Source organism: Bacillus infantis, from assembly GCF_050107595.1.
Classification (GTDB): Bacteria; Bacillota; Bacilli; order Bacillales; family Cytobacillaceae; genus Bacillus_AB; species Bacillus_AB infantis_C.
This window is the reverse complement of record NZ_JBNILH010000003.1, coordinates 486929-502986: the sequence shown is the minus strand read 5'-3', so window position 1 is coordinate 502986 and position 16058 is coordinate 486929. Positions and strand designations below refer to the sequence as shown.

Annotated in this window: 11 protein-coding genes and 4 tRNA genes; all 15 read left to right on the top strand. The window is 47.5% G+C overall.

What is annotated here, in order from left to right:
• Positions 1 to 130 precede the first annotated feature (130 nt).
• The 15 genes from dnaB to ACQCVH_RS08995 all read left to right on the top strand — a co-directional run bounded on the left by dnaB (position 131) and on the right by ACQCVH_RS08995 (position 16056).
• A complete protein-coding gene (gene dnaB / locus ACQCVH_RS09065) occupies positions 131 to 1495 on the top strand; it encodes a replicative DNA helicase (protein ID WP_426835392.1) in 1365 nt (454 codons plus the stop codon).
• A gap of 222 nt (positions 1496 to 1717) precedes the next feature.
• Complete coding sequence (locus ACQCVH_RS09060; protein ID WP_426835391.1) at positions 1718 to 3010, top strand: adenylosuccinate synthase; 1293 nt, start codon at positions 1718 to 1720, stop codon at positions 3008 to 3010.
• Between the two features lie 337 nt (positions 3011 to 3347).
• Positions 3348 to 4025: a response regulator transcription factor gene (locus tag ACQCVH_RS09055; protein ID WP_426835390.1), complete on the top strand. Its 678-nt coding sequence runs from the start codon at positions 3348 to 3350 to the stop codon at positions 4023 to 4025.
• 1 nt (position 4026) lies between these two features.
• Positions 4027 to 5028, top strand: coding sequence for a sensor histidine kinase (locus ACQCVH_RS09050; protein WP_426835389.1), 1002 nt, complete (start codon positions 4027 to 4029; stop codon positions 5026 to 5028).
• A gap of 86 nt (positions 5029 to 5114) precedes the next feature.
• On the top strand, positions 5115 to 5798 hold the full coding sequence (locus ACQCVH_RS09045; RefSeq protein ID WP_426835388.1) for an ABC transporter ATP-binding protein: 684 nt from the start codon (positions 5115 to 5117) through the stop codon (positions 5796 to 5798).
• Positions 5795 to 8332, top strand: coding sequence for an ABC transporter permease (locus tag ACQCVH_RS09040; protein ID WP_426835387.1), 2538 nt, complete (start codon positions 5795 to 5797; stop codon positions 8330 to 8332). The genes ACQCVH_RS09045 and ACQCVH_RS09040 overlap by 4 nt, the downstream gene beginning before the upstream one ends.
• A 175-nt stretch (positions 8333 to 8507) precedes the next feature.
• Positions 8508 to 8583: transfer RNA gene (locus ACQCVH_RS09035), tRNA-Lys, on the top strand.
• Positions 8584 to 8595: 12 nt separating this feature from the next.
• Positions 8596 to 8667, top strand: a tRNA-Glu gene (locus ACQCVH_RS09030).
• A gap of 249 nt (positions 8668 to 8916) precedes the next feature.
• Positions 8917 to 8992: transfer RNA gene (locus ACQCVH_RS09025), tRNA-Asp, on the top strand.
• A 182-nt stretch (positions 8993 to 9174) separates the two neighbouring features.
• Positions 9175 to 9247 (top strand) — tRNA-Phe (locus tag ACQCVH_RS09020).
• A gap of 337 nt (positions 9248 to 9584) precedes the next feature.
• Positions 9585 to 11063, top strand: coding sequence for a M23 family metallopeptidase (locus ACQCVH_RS09015; RefSeq protein WP_426835386.1), 1479 nt, complete (start codon positions 9585 to 9587; stop codon positions 11061 to 11063).
• A 301-nt stretch (positions 11064 to 11364) separates the two neighbouring features.
• Positions 11365 to 12075, top strand: a complete 711-nt coding sequence (gene yycF, locus ACQCVH_RS09010) for a response regulator YycF (protein WP_426835385.1) — start codon at positions 11365 to 11367, stop codon at positions 12073 to 12075.
• Positions 12076 to 12084: 9 nt separating this feature from the next.
• A complete protein-coding gene (walK, locus tag ACQCVH_RS09005) occupies positions 12085 to 13914 on the top strand; it encodes a cell wall metabolism sensor histidine kinase WalK (protein ID WP_426835384.1) in 1830 nt (609 codons plus the stop codon).
• Positions 13911 to 15236, top strand: a complete 1326-nt coding sequence (locus tag ACQCVH_RS09000; RefSeq protein ID WP_426835383.1) for a YycH family regulatory protein — start codon at positions 13911 to 13913, stop codon at positions 15234 to 15236. Before walK ends, ACQCVH_RS09000 begins: the two co-directional genes overlap by 4 nt.
• On the top strand, positions 15217 to 16056 hold the full coding sequence (locus tag ACQCVH_RS08995; protein ID WP_426835382.1) for a two-component system regulatory protein YycI: 840 nt from the start codon (positions 15217 to 15219) through the stop codon (positions 16054 to 16056). The genes ACQCVH_RS09000 and ACQCVH_RS08995 overlap by 20 nt, the downstream gene beginning before the upstream one ends.
• Positions 16057 to 16058 lie beyond the last annotated feature (2 nt).

Below are 16058 nucleotides of genomic sequence, written 5' to 3'. Positions count from 1 at the left end.
GAAATGTGGTCGGTGCCAAGCTGATCACATTTTTCCTGCTTAATCGGCCTTTTTAACACATTCAATGGATTTTTGCATAGATTTTTAATAGATAAAAAGATAGATAGGCATTAAGAGGGAGTTGGAATAGATGAGTGATCTGTTTGCAGACAGGCTGCCCCCGCAGAACATAGAAGCGGAGCAGGCTGTGCTTGGTGCCATTTTCCTGGAGCCGGCATCTCTGACGCTGGCATCTGAGATGCTGATCCCGGAAGACTTCTACCGGGCAGCCCACCAGAAGATTTACAATGTGATGCTTAAGCTAAATGATGAAGGAAAGGCTGTTGACCTTGTTACTGTAACCGAGGAGCTGGCTGCTGCCAAGCTGCTGGAGGATACAGGAGGCGTCAGCTACCTGAGTGAATTGGCAGGCTCTGTGCCGACAGCGGCCAATATTGAATATTATGCGCGGATCGTCGAGGAGAAGTCGCTGCTCAGAAGATTGATCCGGACCGCGACAGGCATTGCCCAGGATGGCTATTCCCGTGAGGATGAGGTCGAAGTCCTGCTCGGCGAGGCGGAAAAGAACATTCTTGAGGTGGCTCAGCGCAAAAATGCCGGTGCCTTCCATAATATTAAAGATGTGCTTGTGCGCACCTACGATAATATTGAAGTCATGCACAACCGCAAAGGGGATATTACGGGGATTCCGACGGGATTTGCCGAGCTGGATAAAATGACGGCCGGCTTTCAGCGCAATGACCTGATCATTGTAGGTGCCCGTCCTTCGGTTGGTAAAACGGCCTTTGCCCTGAATATCGCACAGAATGTTGCCACCAAGACAAATGAAAACATTGCGATCTTCAGTCTTGAGATGGGTGCAGAGCAGCTTGTCATGCGTATGCTCTGCGCTGAAGGCAATATTGACGCACAAAGGCTCAGGACCGGCTCCCTGACAGATGATGACTGGGGCAAGCTGACGATGGCGATGGGAAGCCTTTCCAATGCAGGAATCTTCATCGATGACACGCCGGGTGTAAGGATCACCGAAATCCGTTCCAAGTGCCGCCGCCTGAAGCAGGAGCACGGCCTTGGCATGATCCTGATCGACTATCTGCAGCTGATCTTAGGAAGCGGCCGCTCCGGCGAGAACCGCCAGCAGGAAGTATCGGAAATTTCCCGTTCCCTGAAGGCACTCGCGCGTGAGCTACAGGTTCCCGTCATCGCCCTGTCCCAGCTTTCCCGTGGAGTGGAGCAGCGCCAGGATAAGCGCCCGATGATGTCCGACATCCGTGAATCAGGAAGCATCGAGCAGGATGCCGATATCGTGGCATTCCTGTATCGTGACGATTATTATGATAAAGAATCAGAAGACAAGAACATCATCGAAATCATTATTGCCAAGCAGCGTAACGGCCCGGTCGGTACTGTCCAGCTGGCGTTTGTGAAGGAATACAATAAATTCGTCAATCTCGAGAAGAGGTTCGAAGACTCAGGCATGCCGCCTGGTGCGTAAAGCCGCAGTCCTGTACTGCGGCTTTTTTCTGTGGAAAAAAGAATAGGACCTTCCTCATAAGCAAAAACTAAAGAGCAGCTAGTTTGAACTTTATACGAACGTATTTTTATGTTTTCTTTAAAAATGTTCGTGTTTTGTTGACTTTTGTCGCTTTCCCTTGGTAAAATTAGAGTTGTTTGAAGAACGGATACATATTTAACACTCTTTGGAGGTGCTTTATAAATGTCATCAGTCGTTGTAGTTGGAACTCAATGGGGAGATGAAGGAAAAGGAAAGATTACGGACTTCCTTTCAGAAAATGCTGAAGTGATTGCCCGCTACCAGGGAGGAAATAATGCCGGCCATACAATCAAGTTTGGCGGTGAGACTTATAAGCTTCATTTGATTCCATCCGGAATTTTTTATAAAGAAAAAATTTGTGTCATCGGAAACGGCATGGTTGTGGATCCGAAGGCCCTGCTCAAGGAGCTTGCGTATCTGCATGAAAGAAATGTCACAACTGATAATCTGCGCATCTCAAACCGCGCGCATGTAATCCTGCCTTACCACCTGAAGCTCGATGAAGTGGAAGAGGAAAGAAAAGGCGCTAATAAGATCGGTACCACAAAGAAGGGCATCGGGCCTGCGTACATGGATAAAGCTGCCCGCAACGGCATCCGCATCGCCGACCTTCTTGACCGCGAGGTGTTCGAAGAAAAGCTGCAGCGCAATCTTGAAGAAAAGAATCGCCTGCTGGAGCGCTTTTACGAAACAGAGGGATTTAAGCTTGAGGATATCCTTGAAGAGTATTATGATTATGGCCAGCAGATAAAGCAGTATGTGTGCGACACGTCTGTCGTGCTGAATGATGCCCTTGATGAAGGCCGCCGTGTCCTGTTTGAAGGTGCACAGGGCGTTATGCTCGATATCGACCAGGGGACATACCCGTTTGTTACTTCTTCCAATCCGGTTGCGGGCGGCGTAACGATCGGTTCAGGCGTCGGTCCTACAAAGATCAAGCATGTTGTCGGCGTATCCAAGGCCTATACAACACGTGTCGGCGACGGCCCGTTCCCGACTGAGCTTGATAATGAAATCGGCAATCAGATTCGTGAAGTCGGCCGCGAGTATGGTACAACTACAGGCCGTGCGCGCCGTGTAGGCTGGTTCGACAGTGTTGTTGTCCGCCACGCCCGCAGGGTCAGCGGCATCACTGACCTGTCACTGAACTCTATCGATGTTCTGACAGGCATTGAAACGCTGAAAATCTGTGTTGCTTACCGCTATAAAGGTGAAGTGATCGAAGAGTTCCCGGCGAGCCTGAAGGTGCTTGCTGAATGTGAGCCTGTGTATGAAGAACTCCCAGGCTGGACTGAGGACATCACTGGCTGCAAGTCGCTGGATGAGCTTCCGGCCAATGCCCGCCACTACCTCGAAAGAGTTGCACAGCTGACAGGCATTCCATTGTCCATCTTCTCTGTCGGCCCGGACCGCTCACAGACAAATGTTGTCATGAGCCCTTGGCGCCAGAATTAATAGGTTGAAGCCCTCAATATGGGGGCTTTTTTTCATGGAAAGGTTTAGGATGGGGACAGTCAGACCTTTTTTGTTAAGAGTAATTAAAGATTTCAGGAGCCTCTGTTTATTGGAGTGGAAGGCACGTAGACTCCTGCGGGATCGCAGCGGCAATGCTGAGACCCCGCAGACGCGGAGCGGTGAGGAGGCTCAGCGTCGCCCCGCGGAAAGCGAAGTGCCTGGAACGGAAATGAACAGACCACATATGGACGCTATCACTCTACCAACATTTTGACGAACCAAACCATTTTCCCCTATGATTAGCATACATAAGGAGATTTTTGTCAGGGGGGATAGTATGAACATTCTGGTTGTGGAGGATGACCGGACGATAGCGGCGGGGCTGGAGTATTCTTTGCAGAATGAGAAGTACGGTACATTTGTATGCCATGATGCCGCCGGGGCGCGGGAATTGATCCGGACGAAGCTGGATGAGATTGATCTTTGCCTGTTTGATCTGGGTCTGCCGGATGGAAGCGGGTATGATTTGTGCTCGCTTGTGAAGAAGCAGAGTGATCTGCCTGTCATTTTTCTGACGGCCATGGACGAAGAAGTGAATGTGGTAATGGGGCTGGACATGGGGGCTGATGATTATATCACGAAGCCTTTCCGGGTCCGTGAGCTGCTGTCGCGCATCAGGTCGGTGCTGCGCCGCTATGATAAGCAGGACAGGCAGATTGTCACTTTCCAGGCCATTACGGTCCATACCGGCGAAGGAAAGGTCTATAAGCATGGGGAAGAGATCCAGCTGACGGCCCTGGAATACCGCCTCCTCCTGATCTTTGCGAACCATAAGGGGCAGGTGCTGACGAGGAGCCAGCTGCTCGATAAGATCTGGGACGTTGCCGGGGATTTTGTGAACGATAATACACTGACAGTCTATATAAAAAGATTGCGGGAAAAGCTTGAGGACGATCCGCAGAAGCCTTCCATCATCAAGACCGTCCGCGGACTCGGCTATAAGGCAGGCGACTGATATGCTTCGGAATAAAGAATTCAGGAACTTTTTGTTCATAGCCGTTGGCCTAGCCGTTTTATGCGTGCTTCTCTCCTCCCTTTTATACTGGCAGGCAGCCCTGGCAGTGGGGATAACCTCTCTCCTCCTTTTAGCTGCCTTTTTAATTTTCACCTCCTGGCGCTATAGGGAGATTGAAAAGCTCTCGCGCTACCTAAGAAGGATCAGCAGCGGAGATTATATGCTCGATGTCCGGGATAACCATGAGGGCGAACTCAGCATCCTGAAATCGGAGATCTATAAGGTGACTATCAGGCTCTCTGAGCAGAGCGTCCTCCTTCAGGAAGATAAAACGAAGCTGACAGACGCCATTTCAGATATTTCCCACCAATTGAAGACGCCACTTACTTCCATGATGGTCATGTCAGACCTGCTGAGCGATATGTCGCTTGCGGATGGCAAACGAAAAGAGTTTACCCGCCGCATCCAGGTGCAGCTTGAAAGGATCGAATGGCTGGTTTCCTCTCTTTTAAAGCTCTCAAAAATAGACGCAGGAACAGCTCTCTTTAAAAACGAAAAAGTGGATGTCCCGAAGCTGATCAAGGAGGCTGTTGAGCCGCTCCTGATCCCCATTGAGCTCAAAGAGCAGGAGCTTCAGATCAGCGGGGAAGATGGTGTTTTTTTCACCGGGGACCATAATTGGACGAAGGAAGCATTGATCAATATCATTAAAAACAGCATCGAACATTCCAGTGAAAAAGGCCGTATCAGCATCAGCTGCAGCCAAAATCCGCTCCTCACCGAAATTATTATCGAGGATAATGGCAAGGGGATCCTAAAAGAAGATCTTCCCTATATTTTCAAGCGCTTTTACCGTGGGAAAAATGCCTCGGAGGACAGCGTCGGCATCGGCCTGGCCATGGCATACGGAATCATGAAAAGGCAGGGCGGAGATATTGAAGTGAGCAGTAAACAGGGATTCGGGACAAGGTTTACGCTGAAGTTCTATCATCAGGTCATTTAGCAGATGACTAAATTGTCACTTTGGAGTCACGCTAGAGTCATTTTTGCCAGATATACTGAACCTATCAAATCAATGGAGGCTCTAGCATGGAAATCTTGAAAATCGAGAATCTGTCTAAAGTGTACGGAAGCGGAGATACTGCTGTAAAGGCATTGGATGACGTATCTTTTACTGTCAATAAAGGCGAATTTGTCGCCATCATCGGCCCATCGGGATCAGGGAAATCGACCCTCCTGCATATGCTCGGCGGGGTTGACCGCCCTACAGGAGGCCGTGTGCTGGTCGATAACACTGATATTTACAAACTGAATGAAACACAGCTGGCCATCTTCAGGAGAAGGCAGATCGGTCTGATCTACCAATTTTACAATCTGATCCCGATCTTGAGCGTAGAGGAAAATATCACGCTCCCGATGCTGCTTGACGGCCAGAAGGTCGACAAGGGGCAGCTTGAGGAAGTTGTCGGGATCCTTGGACTGCAGAACCGCCTGTCCCACCTTCCGAACCAGCTGTCCGGCGGGCAGCAGCAGCGCGTGTCGATCGGCCGTGCCCTCATCAGCCGCCCTGCCATTATGCTTGCAGATGAGCCGACCGGTAACCTGGACAGCCGCAACAGCGGCGAAATCATGGAGCTTTTAAAAATGTTCAATAAAACTTATAAGCAGACACTGATTGTTATCACCCATGATGAGCGGATCGCGATGCAGGCTGACCGGGTCATTTCCATCGAGGACGGAAAGGTCGCGAAGAATGAGGTCATCCGGCCATGAATATCATGAACAGGCTGACATTGCGGCATTTGAAAAAAAACAGAAGAAGGACACTTGTCACGATTATCGGCGTTATCATCTCGGTCGCCATGGTATCAGCGGTTTCCACTCTGTTTGTCTCATTCCTCGGGATGATGAAACAGGAAGCCATCCAGAATTCCGGGGATTGGCATGTCTTCTACCGTGATGTATCAGAAAGCCAGATGGAAGCGATACGAAAGGACGAGCAGACGGAAAAGCTGTTTATCACTAAGGACAGGGGATATGCGCCGCTTGAAAAGCCCTCTAATAAAAACAGGCCATATCTGTTCATCAAGGAATTCGATTCACAGGGAATGGAGCATTACCCTGTTGAATTGAGCGAAGGGCGACTTCCGAAAAAAGAAAATGAAGTCCTTTTTCCAAAAGAAATAATGGAAAAGCAGAATTATCAAATAGGCGATGAAATCACCCTTGAAATTGGGGAGCGGCATATTCCCGATAATGACCGCTCTTTTGGCCAGGGGGATTATCTGCAGTACGATGAAACAGAAGTAATTGAAACATTAAGCAAAAAAGAGGAAGACATCTTTACAATTGTCGGTACGATGGAGCGTCCGGAATGGGAGCCATACTCCGCACCCGGCTACACGATTGTGAGCTATATGGAGCAGGATCCCTTTGAGGGCGGAGCAGCTGATATCGGTGTGACGTTGAAAAAGGTGAACCGGTCGCTCTACGAGCATGCCAAAGAGCTGGCCGAAAAAAATGGAATCACTAAAGTCAGCTACAATAACGAACTGCTTCGTTATTATGGGGTGACCGATAATGATAATCTGGCTACCACGCTTTATGCTCTTGCAGCCATCATCATATTAATCATTATCATCGGTTCGGTATCCCTGATCTATAATTCATTTGCCATCAGCGTCTCCGAGAGGGCCCGCCATCTCGGAATGTTATCCAGTGTCGGTGCGACCAAAACACAAAAACGGAATTCTGTCTTCTTTGAAGGAGCGGTAATCGGGGTGATATCCATCCCGCTTGGACTGCTGGCAGGAATCGGCGGCATCCTTGCAACCTTTCTGGTGATGAATCGTTCCTTTGGCGATACCTTGGGGATAGACGATGGGCTAACCTTAACTGTGACACCCATGTCCATCCTGCTTTCTTGCCTGATCTCGATTCTGACGATTTTCATCTCCACCTATATGCCGGCCAGGAAGGCTTCAAAAGTCTCTGCCATAGACGCCATCAGGCAAAGCCAGGATGTGAAGCTGACCGGCAAAGCGGTAAAAACGTCCAGATTGGTCAGGAAAATCTTCGGCCTTGAAGCAGAAATCGGTTTGAAGAATCTGAAACGGAATAAAAGAAGATATCAAGTGACAGTGTTCTCGCTGGTTATCACGATTGTTCTTTTCCTGGCGGTTTCCTATTTTACTGCAAACCTGAAGCAGTCGATTACGATGACACAGGTGAACTATAACTATGATGTACAAATATACAGTTCTGAAGATCAGGCAGCCCTTGAGCCTTATACGAACCTAAATTATGTGAGTGATGCTTCCTTAATGGAGGAGGCCTATTTTTCAACATGGATCGATGAGTCAAAGCTGCCGGATGAAGTGAAGGCAGAGGATTATTATGAGGATATGCTCCAGGATGGGAAATATCCTTATTCTCTCGTGCTGCATGGAATAGATGAGAAGAGCTTTAAAACATACGCTGAAAAGATCGGAGCCGACGTGAATGAGCTCCAGGATAAAGTAATCATCCTTAATAAATTTGTGTACGAAGACGTACAGACGGGGAAAAAGATTGAAACTGACGGAATCAACGGAAAGCCTGGAGATAAGCTGGATCTGTATCTCCCAGAGGAGAACAATCCATTTCAATCCCTTGAAATCGGCTTTGCTGCTGTAGAGGCGCCGATGGGCATCCTGCCGCTAGGCAATTATGAAGTTCATCTCCTGATGCCTCAGAAGCAGTTCGAACAGCTGAAGCAGAATAGTGCAGAGACAACTTATTCCTTGTTCCTGGACAGCTCAAAGCCTGAAGAAATGCAGGATCAGCTTGATCAGATCGAGTCAGAAAATCTTATGATCCAAAATGTCTATCAAAACCGGGAACGGGATGAACAGATGGTAACATTCATGTCAGTTTTCACCTATGGCTTCATCACGCTGATTTCCGCCATTTCAATCGCAAATATCTTTAACACTATTTCGACCAGCATTGCGCTCAGGGGCAGGGAGTTCGCCATGCTGAGATCAATCGGGATGACACCGAAGGGCTTTAATAAAATGATCAACTATGAAAGCATCTTTTATGGACTCAAGGCCCTGCTGTACGGGCTTCCGATCTCACTCGGTGTTATGCTGCTCATGTACTGGTCATTGCAGAATACATTCCAGTACTCATTCGCCGTACCATGGATAAGCGTTCTGATCGCCATCGCTGCGATTTTCATTATCGTGAGCGCCGCCATGCTTTATTCCATTCAAAAGGTGAAAAAGCAGAACATCATTGATGGCCTAAAGCAGGAAAATATCTAAAAAACATAGGCCTCTCCAGTGCAAAAAGGAGAAGCCTATGTTTGCTTTCAGCTGAGAATGGTATACAGATAGAGGCGGCATTCTAGCTTGCAAAATATTTTTTGAAAAATAAGTTGCAATAGTTTTAGATTCTGTGATATTATAAAAAGCGTCGTCACAAGAGACAACATATTGAGAGCCATTAGCTCAGTCGGTAGAGCATCTGACTTTTAATCAGAGGGTCGAAGGTTCGAGTCCTTCATGGCTCACCATTTTACTCCAGTGGCCCCTTGGTCAAGCGGTTAAGACACCGCCCTTTCACGGCGGTAACACGGGTTCGAATCCCGTAGGGGTCATCGGCATTTGGCTGGTCGGCAAGTAGCTGGCAAGGACGGCTTCCTTGCTGACTGCCATATACATAATTTTGTAGTTTCTTTATAAAAAAGTAATTTCTTTTTAAGAGTGAATCCCGTGGTGTAGCGACGAGCGAAGCTTCTGTGAAAAATCAGCGAGTTGTCTCGACGCATCAGCTTCCCTGATTAAGCTTTCAGAGGAAGAGACAGGACAACGCAAACAACGAGCATAGATAATTTCTTTTTAAGAGTGGTCCCGTGGTGTAGCGGTTAACATGCCTGCCTGTCACGCAGGAGATCGCGGGTTCGATTCCCGTCGGGACCGCCATTTATATAGATTCTTTTTAAAATGGTTTAGAAGAATAACTTAATATGGCTCAGTAGCTCAGTCGGTAGAGCAGATTGCTACCTTCCCTGAAAAGCTTCTGCGGCAATCTGCGAGGAAGTTCGCGAGAACCTTCCGAGCAAAGGAATTAAGCAATACATATTTTAGGAATTAAATATTATTATGGCTCAGTAGCTCAGTCGGTAGAGCAAAGGACTGAAAATCCTTGTGTCGGCGGTTCGATTCCGTCCTGAGCCATCCCGTGAAGAGAGAGTATACCTTGTATGCTCTCTCTTCTTTTTTGTTACGGTTTTGTAATATACCCCGCCCCCTTTTATGGCAGAGATAAGACAAATAGCGGGCTGAAGGCTTGAAAATATAGGGATTTCTGCCTATCTGCGAAATAAAGATGTTTTTGTAATAAAATGTAAGATTTTATACAGTTTTATTACAATGCTGAGACAAGTCCAGGCCCCAGCTTGTTTTATGGTACATTATAGTGGCGTCAAAATAGTACAAAACGAACAATGGTAGATACATAGAACTATGAATATAGATTTGTTTGTTTCCGAAGTCTAGGGGGATCCATTTTACAATGAAGAACTGGGGAAATAGGTTAACAGCATTATCAGGTGCTATGAAAGCCAAAGTGAATAAAGGCAGGAAGTCAGCGATTGCATTGACAGCAGCAGCTGTTTTGGCAGCAGGAGGCACACATACTGCCGCTGCAGACAATGAACAGCTGACAACGGTCTATTATGTATATATTGACGGGGACTACGCCGGCACGGTCCTGGATAAGGAGAGTATTCAATCCAAGGTCGCTCAGCAGGTGGAGAAAGCCCAGGAATCCTATGACTATGAATTGTCTGCAGGGGCTGATATTAGTTACATCCCTGAGCAGGTGTTCAATACAGATATCAAGACAGAAGAAAGCCAGGTGCTTGAGGAAGTGGCGGAAGTCGGCGTCAGCACAGAGGCAGCGGGCATTGTGATTAATGGAGAGACAGCCGTTTATCTGGAAACAATGGAAGAAGCAGAAAATGTACTTGAGACATTCAAACTACAATATGCCAGTGAGAAAGAGCTGGCTGGATTAGAGGCTTATAAACAAGCTGAAGATAGCAAAGAAACCCTTCCGCCGCTTGAAAAGAATGAAGAGCGGCTGACAAAGGCCGGCATGGCTGAAGAAGTGAAGGCAGAGGAAATGAAGGCTGATCCGAAGCTAATCCTCTCAGAGGAAGAGGCATTAAGGCTGTTAAATAAAGGAACATTGGAAGAAAAGAAATATACGGTCCAGGAGGGCGATGTGCTCGGCAAGATTGCCGCTAAGCATAAACTGGATCTTAATAAGCTCCTTGACCTGAATCCGGGGATGAAGGAAGACAGCATCGTAAAGGTCGGCCAGGAAGTCAATGTAACAGTTCTGGAGCCGATGATCCACGCGATTATTGAGAAAGAGCTATATAAGAAGGAAAAAATCGCTTTTGAAAAAGAGGTCATTGAAGACAGCAGCATGTTCAAGGGCGATACGAAGGTGAAGCAGGAAGGCAAGGACGGCGTTAAAGGGGTCACATACAAGATTACTGAACAAAATGGCGTGCCTGTTCAAAAGGCGGCTGTTTCTGAAAAGGTGCTTGAAGAGCCTGTTAAAGAAATCATCATCAAGGGTACGAAGGTGATTCCATCCCGCGGCGACGGCAGCTTTGCCTGGCCTGCAGACGGCGGTTATATTTCCAGCAAGCTTGGCTACCGCTGGGGCAAAATGCACAAAGGAATCGATATCGCACGGCCTGGCAGTCTGACAATCAGTGCTGCTGACAACGGCAAGGTCGTTTCAGCCGGAAATACTGGAGATGGTTATGGAAATAAAGTCATCATTGATCACCAGAATGGATATAGGACGCTATACGCTCACATGGCTTCGCTTAATGTAAGTGCAGGGCAGACTGTCCCTAAAGGAACAAAGATCGGCGTGATGGGGTCAACTGGCGATTCTACCGGCGTACATCTTCACTTTGAAGTGTATAAGAACGGAAGCATGCAGGATCCATTGAAGTATGTGAACCGATAGGAGGAAGTCTCTAGTGTGGATGCTAGAGACTTTTTCTATAGGATGGGAGACAACAGGGCTGAGGCCTTGAAAGTAGTAGCACCAGGCTGCATTCCCTCTAGGCCTTAAAAAGCTGGACAAGGCAACAGCCTCTGTTTTTACTTCTTCCAGAAATTTCATAACCTAGGAACAACCCACCCATCGCTATTAGATGAATTCCGGCGCATAACATGGTAAAGTAAAATAGAGAACTTATGTTTTGATGAACAGAGAAAAATAATTGATATATGATAGATAATCTGCTTTTTAAAGGAGAATGGGTATGGATAAGAAGATATTGGTTGTAGACGATGAAAAGCCGATTGCGGATATACTGCAGTTCAATTTAAAAAAGGAAGGCTATGAGGTGCATTGCGCTTATGACGGCAATGAGGCGCTCGAGAAGGTGGAAGAGGTCAAGCCTGATTTGATCCTGCTTGATATCATGCTGCCGCAGCGCGACGGCATGGAGGTATGCCGCGAGGTGCGGAAGAAGTATGAAATGCCGATCATCATGCTGACGGCCAAGGATTCAGAAATCGATAAGGTGCTCGGGCTTGAGCTTGGCGCTGACGATTATGTGACAAAGCCGTTCTCAAACCGGGAGCTTATCGCCCGTGTGAAGGCAAACTTAAGGAGGCACCAGCAGATTGCTGCAAAAGCCGATGAAGAGGAAGAGTCGAATGAGATTGCGATCGGTTCCCTTGTCATTCATCCGGATGCCTATGTGGTTTCCAAACGCGGTGAAACAATCGAGCTGACGCACCGTGAATTTGAACTGCTGCACTACCTGGCCAAACATATCGGACAGGTCATGACACGTGAGCATTTGCTTCAGACCGTATGGGGCTATGACTATTATGGGGATGTCCGTACAGTCGACGTTACGGTAAGGCGTCTGCGCGAAAAGATTGAAGACAACCCGAGCCATCCGACCTGGATTGTGACAAGAAGGGGAGTAGGCTATTATTTGAGGAATCCGGAACAGGAGTAAAGAGCCATCATGAAAAAAGTCGGTTTTTTCCGTTCGATCCATCTGAAGTTTGTTTTAATTTATGTGCTTCTGATCATCATTGCCATGCAGATCATCGGAGTGTATTTTGTCGGCCAGCTTGAGAAGACGCTGCGTAGCAATTTCCAGACAGCGATCGAGGAAAGAGTCGACCTGCTATCAGTCTATTTGGAAGAAATCATCACTAAGGATCGTCCTGCCGGCGAGGATCTGCCGACAAAGGAGGAAGAGGTCCAGCGTATTCTGCGTGACTACACTTCCAAGGATATCATCGAGCTCAGGGTCATTGACGGTGAAACGCAGAAAGTCCTTGGTTCCAATAAAGATGGTTATGTAAATCAGAAGGCTGTAGATGCACTCACGACTTCAGCCCTGGCTACACGGGCCCCAAAAAGCGATGAGTATACAGATCAGAGCCTTGGAAACCGAAGGGTCTGGGTCCTTGCTTCTCCGGTTAAATCGGCCAATGAAGAAGTCGTCGGTGTGGTATATGTAAAGGCAGACATCGAAAATGTCTTTGAACAAAAGAACCAGATCAACAGCATTTTTGCATCCGGAATCATCATAGCGCTTGCGATCACGGCTTTGCTCGGCATCCTGCTCGCACAGACGATCACGCGGCCGCTGTCTGACATGAGGCGGCAGGCGCTGGCAATGGCAAAGGGGAATTTCTCCCGAAAAGTAAAAGTGTATGGCTATGATGAGATCGGGCAGCTGGCCATCACGTTCAACAGCCTGACGAAGAAGCTGCAGGAAGCCCAGGCTACTACAGAAGGCGAGCGCCGCAAGCTGTCTTCAGTCCTTTCCTATATGACTGACGGCGTGATTGCGACCGACAGGCGGGGGAGGGTTATTTTGATCAACGAACCGGCAGCAAAAATGCTGAATGTTCCACGTGAAACAGTGCTGTCGAGCCCTATTGTGAATCTGCTCGGTCTTGAGGAAGATTATACGTTTGAAGAGCTGCTTGCTGAAAGGGATTCCGTCATCCTGGATTATAGTACAGAGACGACTCCATATGTGCTCCGCGCCAATTTTTCTGTTATTCAAAAAGAGACAGGCTTTGTTAATGGACTTATTACTGTACTGCATGATATTACCGAACAGGAAAAAATTGACTTGGAGCGGCGGGAGTTTGTGGCGAATGTATCCCATGAATTGCGGACACCGCTGACGACGATGAGGAGCTATCTTGAAGCACTGGCAGAAGGGGCTATGCATGATGAAGATATTGCACCCCAATTCCTTAATGTGACAAGGACAGAAACAGAGCGGATGATCCGGATGGTCAACGATCTTCTTCAGCTTTCAAAGCTGGACAGCAAGGATTACCGCATGAAGAAGGAATGGGTCAATTTTGTCGACTTCTTCAACCGGATCATTGACCGGTTCGATTTTTCGAAAGAGCAGAATGTGACCTTCCAGCGCAATCTGCAGGAGCATGCGGCATTTGTGGAAATTGATGAGGACAAGCTTACACAGGTTGTTGATAATATCATTTCAAATGCGCTGAAATATTCACCTGAAGGCGGACAGGTCTCTTTTGACATCGTTGAGCAGGAGGAGCAGCTGCTCATCAGGATTTCCGACCAGGGTGTCGGGATTCCAAAGGACAATCTTGATAAAGTGTTCGAACGTTTTTACAGAGTGGATAAAGCTAGAACGAGAAAGCTTGGCGGCACCGGCCTCGGGCTTGCCATCGCCAAAGAGGTGGTGGAAGCCCATGACGGCAAGATATGGGCAGAAAGTACAGAAGGAAAGGGCACGACCATTTCCTTTACGCTTCCTTTCGTTCGTTCTGATGAGGATGATTGGGAATGACCTATGAAGATATTAAATCAATAATATTGGCAGTTCTTGTGTCAGGTAGCATATTGCTGACATGGAGTCTCTGGACATATCAGCCTACTTCCGAGCAGCTTGGAGAGGAAAACACTGTCCAGGAAGTTGAACTGGAGGCAAAGAAGGATGTCGGGGATCTCATCGAGCCGAATATGGCCCTGTTCCATTATGCTGGCAACCAGCATCTTGGCACCTTTTCCACCGAGGAAACAGAAAGGATTCTTGCTGATATTAAAAAGTGGAGCTTTGACGATTTTTCGGATATAACAGACGAAGTCGGGAATATTGACCTCTTTGTGCAGGAAGCAGGCCATGCTGAAATCATGTACCCGGGAATCACGCCGATGAATCTTTATAAAGAAATCCTTCAGGTTAAAGACAGACGGCTGGAGAACATTTACTTCAATAAGATGGTCATAGACATGCAAACTGAACAAAAAAGCGGAATCGTCTACTTTATCGACACGGAAAGAAAAAGGGTGTACAAGACGAGTGTAGGGCTTTCAAATATCCAGAATTTCAACAGCAGGTTCTACAGGCTGGCGATTGCTTCAGCCAATCCTGCCTTTGCCCGCTATGCTTCTTTTGATACCGGGAAGAAATTGATTTTCATACCGGAAAACAAAGTGGAAATGCCGAGATACAGCTTTTTATCGGAAGAATATGATTCCGAAAGATTTAAAGAAGCCTTATTCGAGGATCTGGATTCTGTCCAGAAAAGCTATCTTGGGACCGGGGAGGAATTCACGAATGAATCCAGCCTGCTGAGGATCGACCAGAATAAGGTTGAATTCAAGAATCCTACCCCTGAGGATAATGAAAGCCTCAGCCCTGACAATCTTCTGAAGAAAAGCATCAATTATGTGAATGCCCATGGCGGCTGGACTGATAATTACCGATACGTCAGGATGGATGAGAATAAACACCAGGTGTTTTTCCGGATCTACCGCAATAATTATCCGGTTTTCAGCGAGGATCTGAATCTGTCAGAGATCCAGCTCCGGTGGGGCGGGAGTGAAATCCTTGCCTATTTCCGGAACAACTTCAAGCTGGCAAACCTGATTAGTTCTGCTGATGTTACGCTGAGATCCGGAACGGAAGTCCTCGACTATCTGCAGAAGAAAGAGGATTTTGAACCCGGGAAGCTGGAGGATATCACGCTCGGCTATCAGCTTGATAAGAAGTCAAAAACGGAGCTGATCCAGCTTGAGCCTTCCTGGTATTATAAATACGAAGGCAAGTGGCAGCAGATCAGTACATTGGAACCGGGAGGGAATGAGTATGGATTGGAGCAGAATTAAAACGATCTTTATCCTGACCTTCCTCATCCTGGATATTTACCTGGTCTATGAATACTCCCAGCTTCGCATGGATGGCAGCCAGGCGCTTCCGGAGCTGGAAAACAGCTTCAAGAGCGCCAACATTAAGTTCGAAACAGTCCTGCCTAAGGGAGAGCTGCGGGACGGCAACCTGACCGCGGTTTCGAAGAATTTTGCAGAAGAGGACCTGGAAGAGCTGAAAGAAACGACCCTGAAGGATCAGGAAATTTCCACCCTCGAGGAAAATGCCCTGAATGCCACATTGAACAAGCCCTTTAAGGTGGGCAAGGATTTCAATCAGGCCGAGCTTGATAAGTTTGTCAGGCAAAACATCTATGAAGGCGACAAATACGGTTTCTGGGAAAAAAGCGATGACAGCAATAAGATTACCTATTATCAGAAGTTTGAGGGGAAATTCCTCTACAAGAATGTGAATGGGGAGCTCACCTTTTACTTGAATGCTGATCAGGAAATCGTTACCTACAGACAGACGCTGTTTGAAGAAGTACAGTATCTGAAGGGTGATAAAAAGAAGCTGATTGAACCGACAGTGGCGATTGAGGCCCTCTATAGAAATGAAAGTTTAAAAGAAGGCAGCAAGATTACAGACGTGGAACAAGGATATTATTCCAATATCCAGGATGACTCTTCCACCTGGGTGCTGAGCCCTGCCTGGAGAGTCGTCGTGGATGGCAGGGAGAATTTGTTCGTCAATGCCTTTAAAGGCCAGGTCCTCAGTCTCGACAGTGAGAAGAAAGACCTGGGAGAAGATTCGGAAGAAAAAACTGAAATAGTGGAGTGATA

What these genes read in the sequence shown, in the direction of transcription:
- dnaB (WP_426835392.1), top strand. Translation starts at nt 131, where the DNA reads ATGAGTGATCTGTTTGCAGACAGGCTGCCCCCGCAGAACATAGAAGCG.
- ACQCVH_RS09060 (WP_426835391.1), top strand. Translation starts at nt 1,718, where the DNA reads ATGTCATCAGTCGTTGTAGTTGGAACTCAATGGGGAGATGAAGGAAAA.
- ACQCVH_RS09055 (WP_426835390.1), top strand. Translation starts at nt 3,348, where the DNA reads ATGAACATTCTGGTTGTGGAGGATGACCGGACGATAGCGGCGGGGCTG.
- ACQCVH_RS09050 (WP_426835389.1), top strand. Translation starts at nt 4,027, where the DNA reads ATGCTTCGGAATAAAGAATTCAGGAACTTTTTGTTCATAGCCGTTGGC.
- ACQCVH_RS09045 (WP_426835388.1), top strand. Translation starts at nt 5,115, where the DNA reads ATGGAAATCTTGAAAATCGAGAATCTGTCTAAAGTGTACGGAAGCGGA.
- ACQCVH_RS09040 (WP_426835387.1), top strand. Translation starts at nt 5,795, where the DNA reads ATGAATATCATGAACAGGCTGACATTGCGGCATTTGAAAAAAAACAGA.
- ACQCVH_RS09015 (WP_426835386.1), top strand. Translation starts at nt 9,585, where the DNA reads ATGAAGAACTGGGGAAATAGGTTAACAGCATTATCAGGTGCTATGAAA.
- yycF (WP_426835385.1), top strand. Translation starts at nt 11,365, where the DNA reads ATGGATAAGAAGATATTGGTTGTAGACGATGAAAAGCCGATTGCGGAT.
- walK (WP_426835384.1), top strand. Translation starts at nt 12,085, where the DNA reads ATGAAAAAAGTCGGTTTTTTCCGTTCGATCCATCTGAAGTTTGTTTTA.
- ACQCVH_RS09000 (WP_426835383.1), top strand. Translation starts at nt 13,911, where the DNA reads ATGACCTATGAAGATATTAAATCAATAATATTGGCAGTTCTTGTGTCA.
- ACQCVH_RS08995 (WP_426835382.1), top strand. Translation starts at nt 15,217, where the DNA reads ATGGATTGGAGCAGAATTAAAACGATCTTTATCCTGACCTTCCTCATC.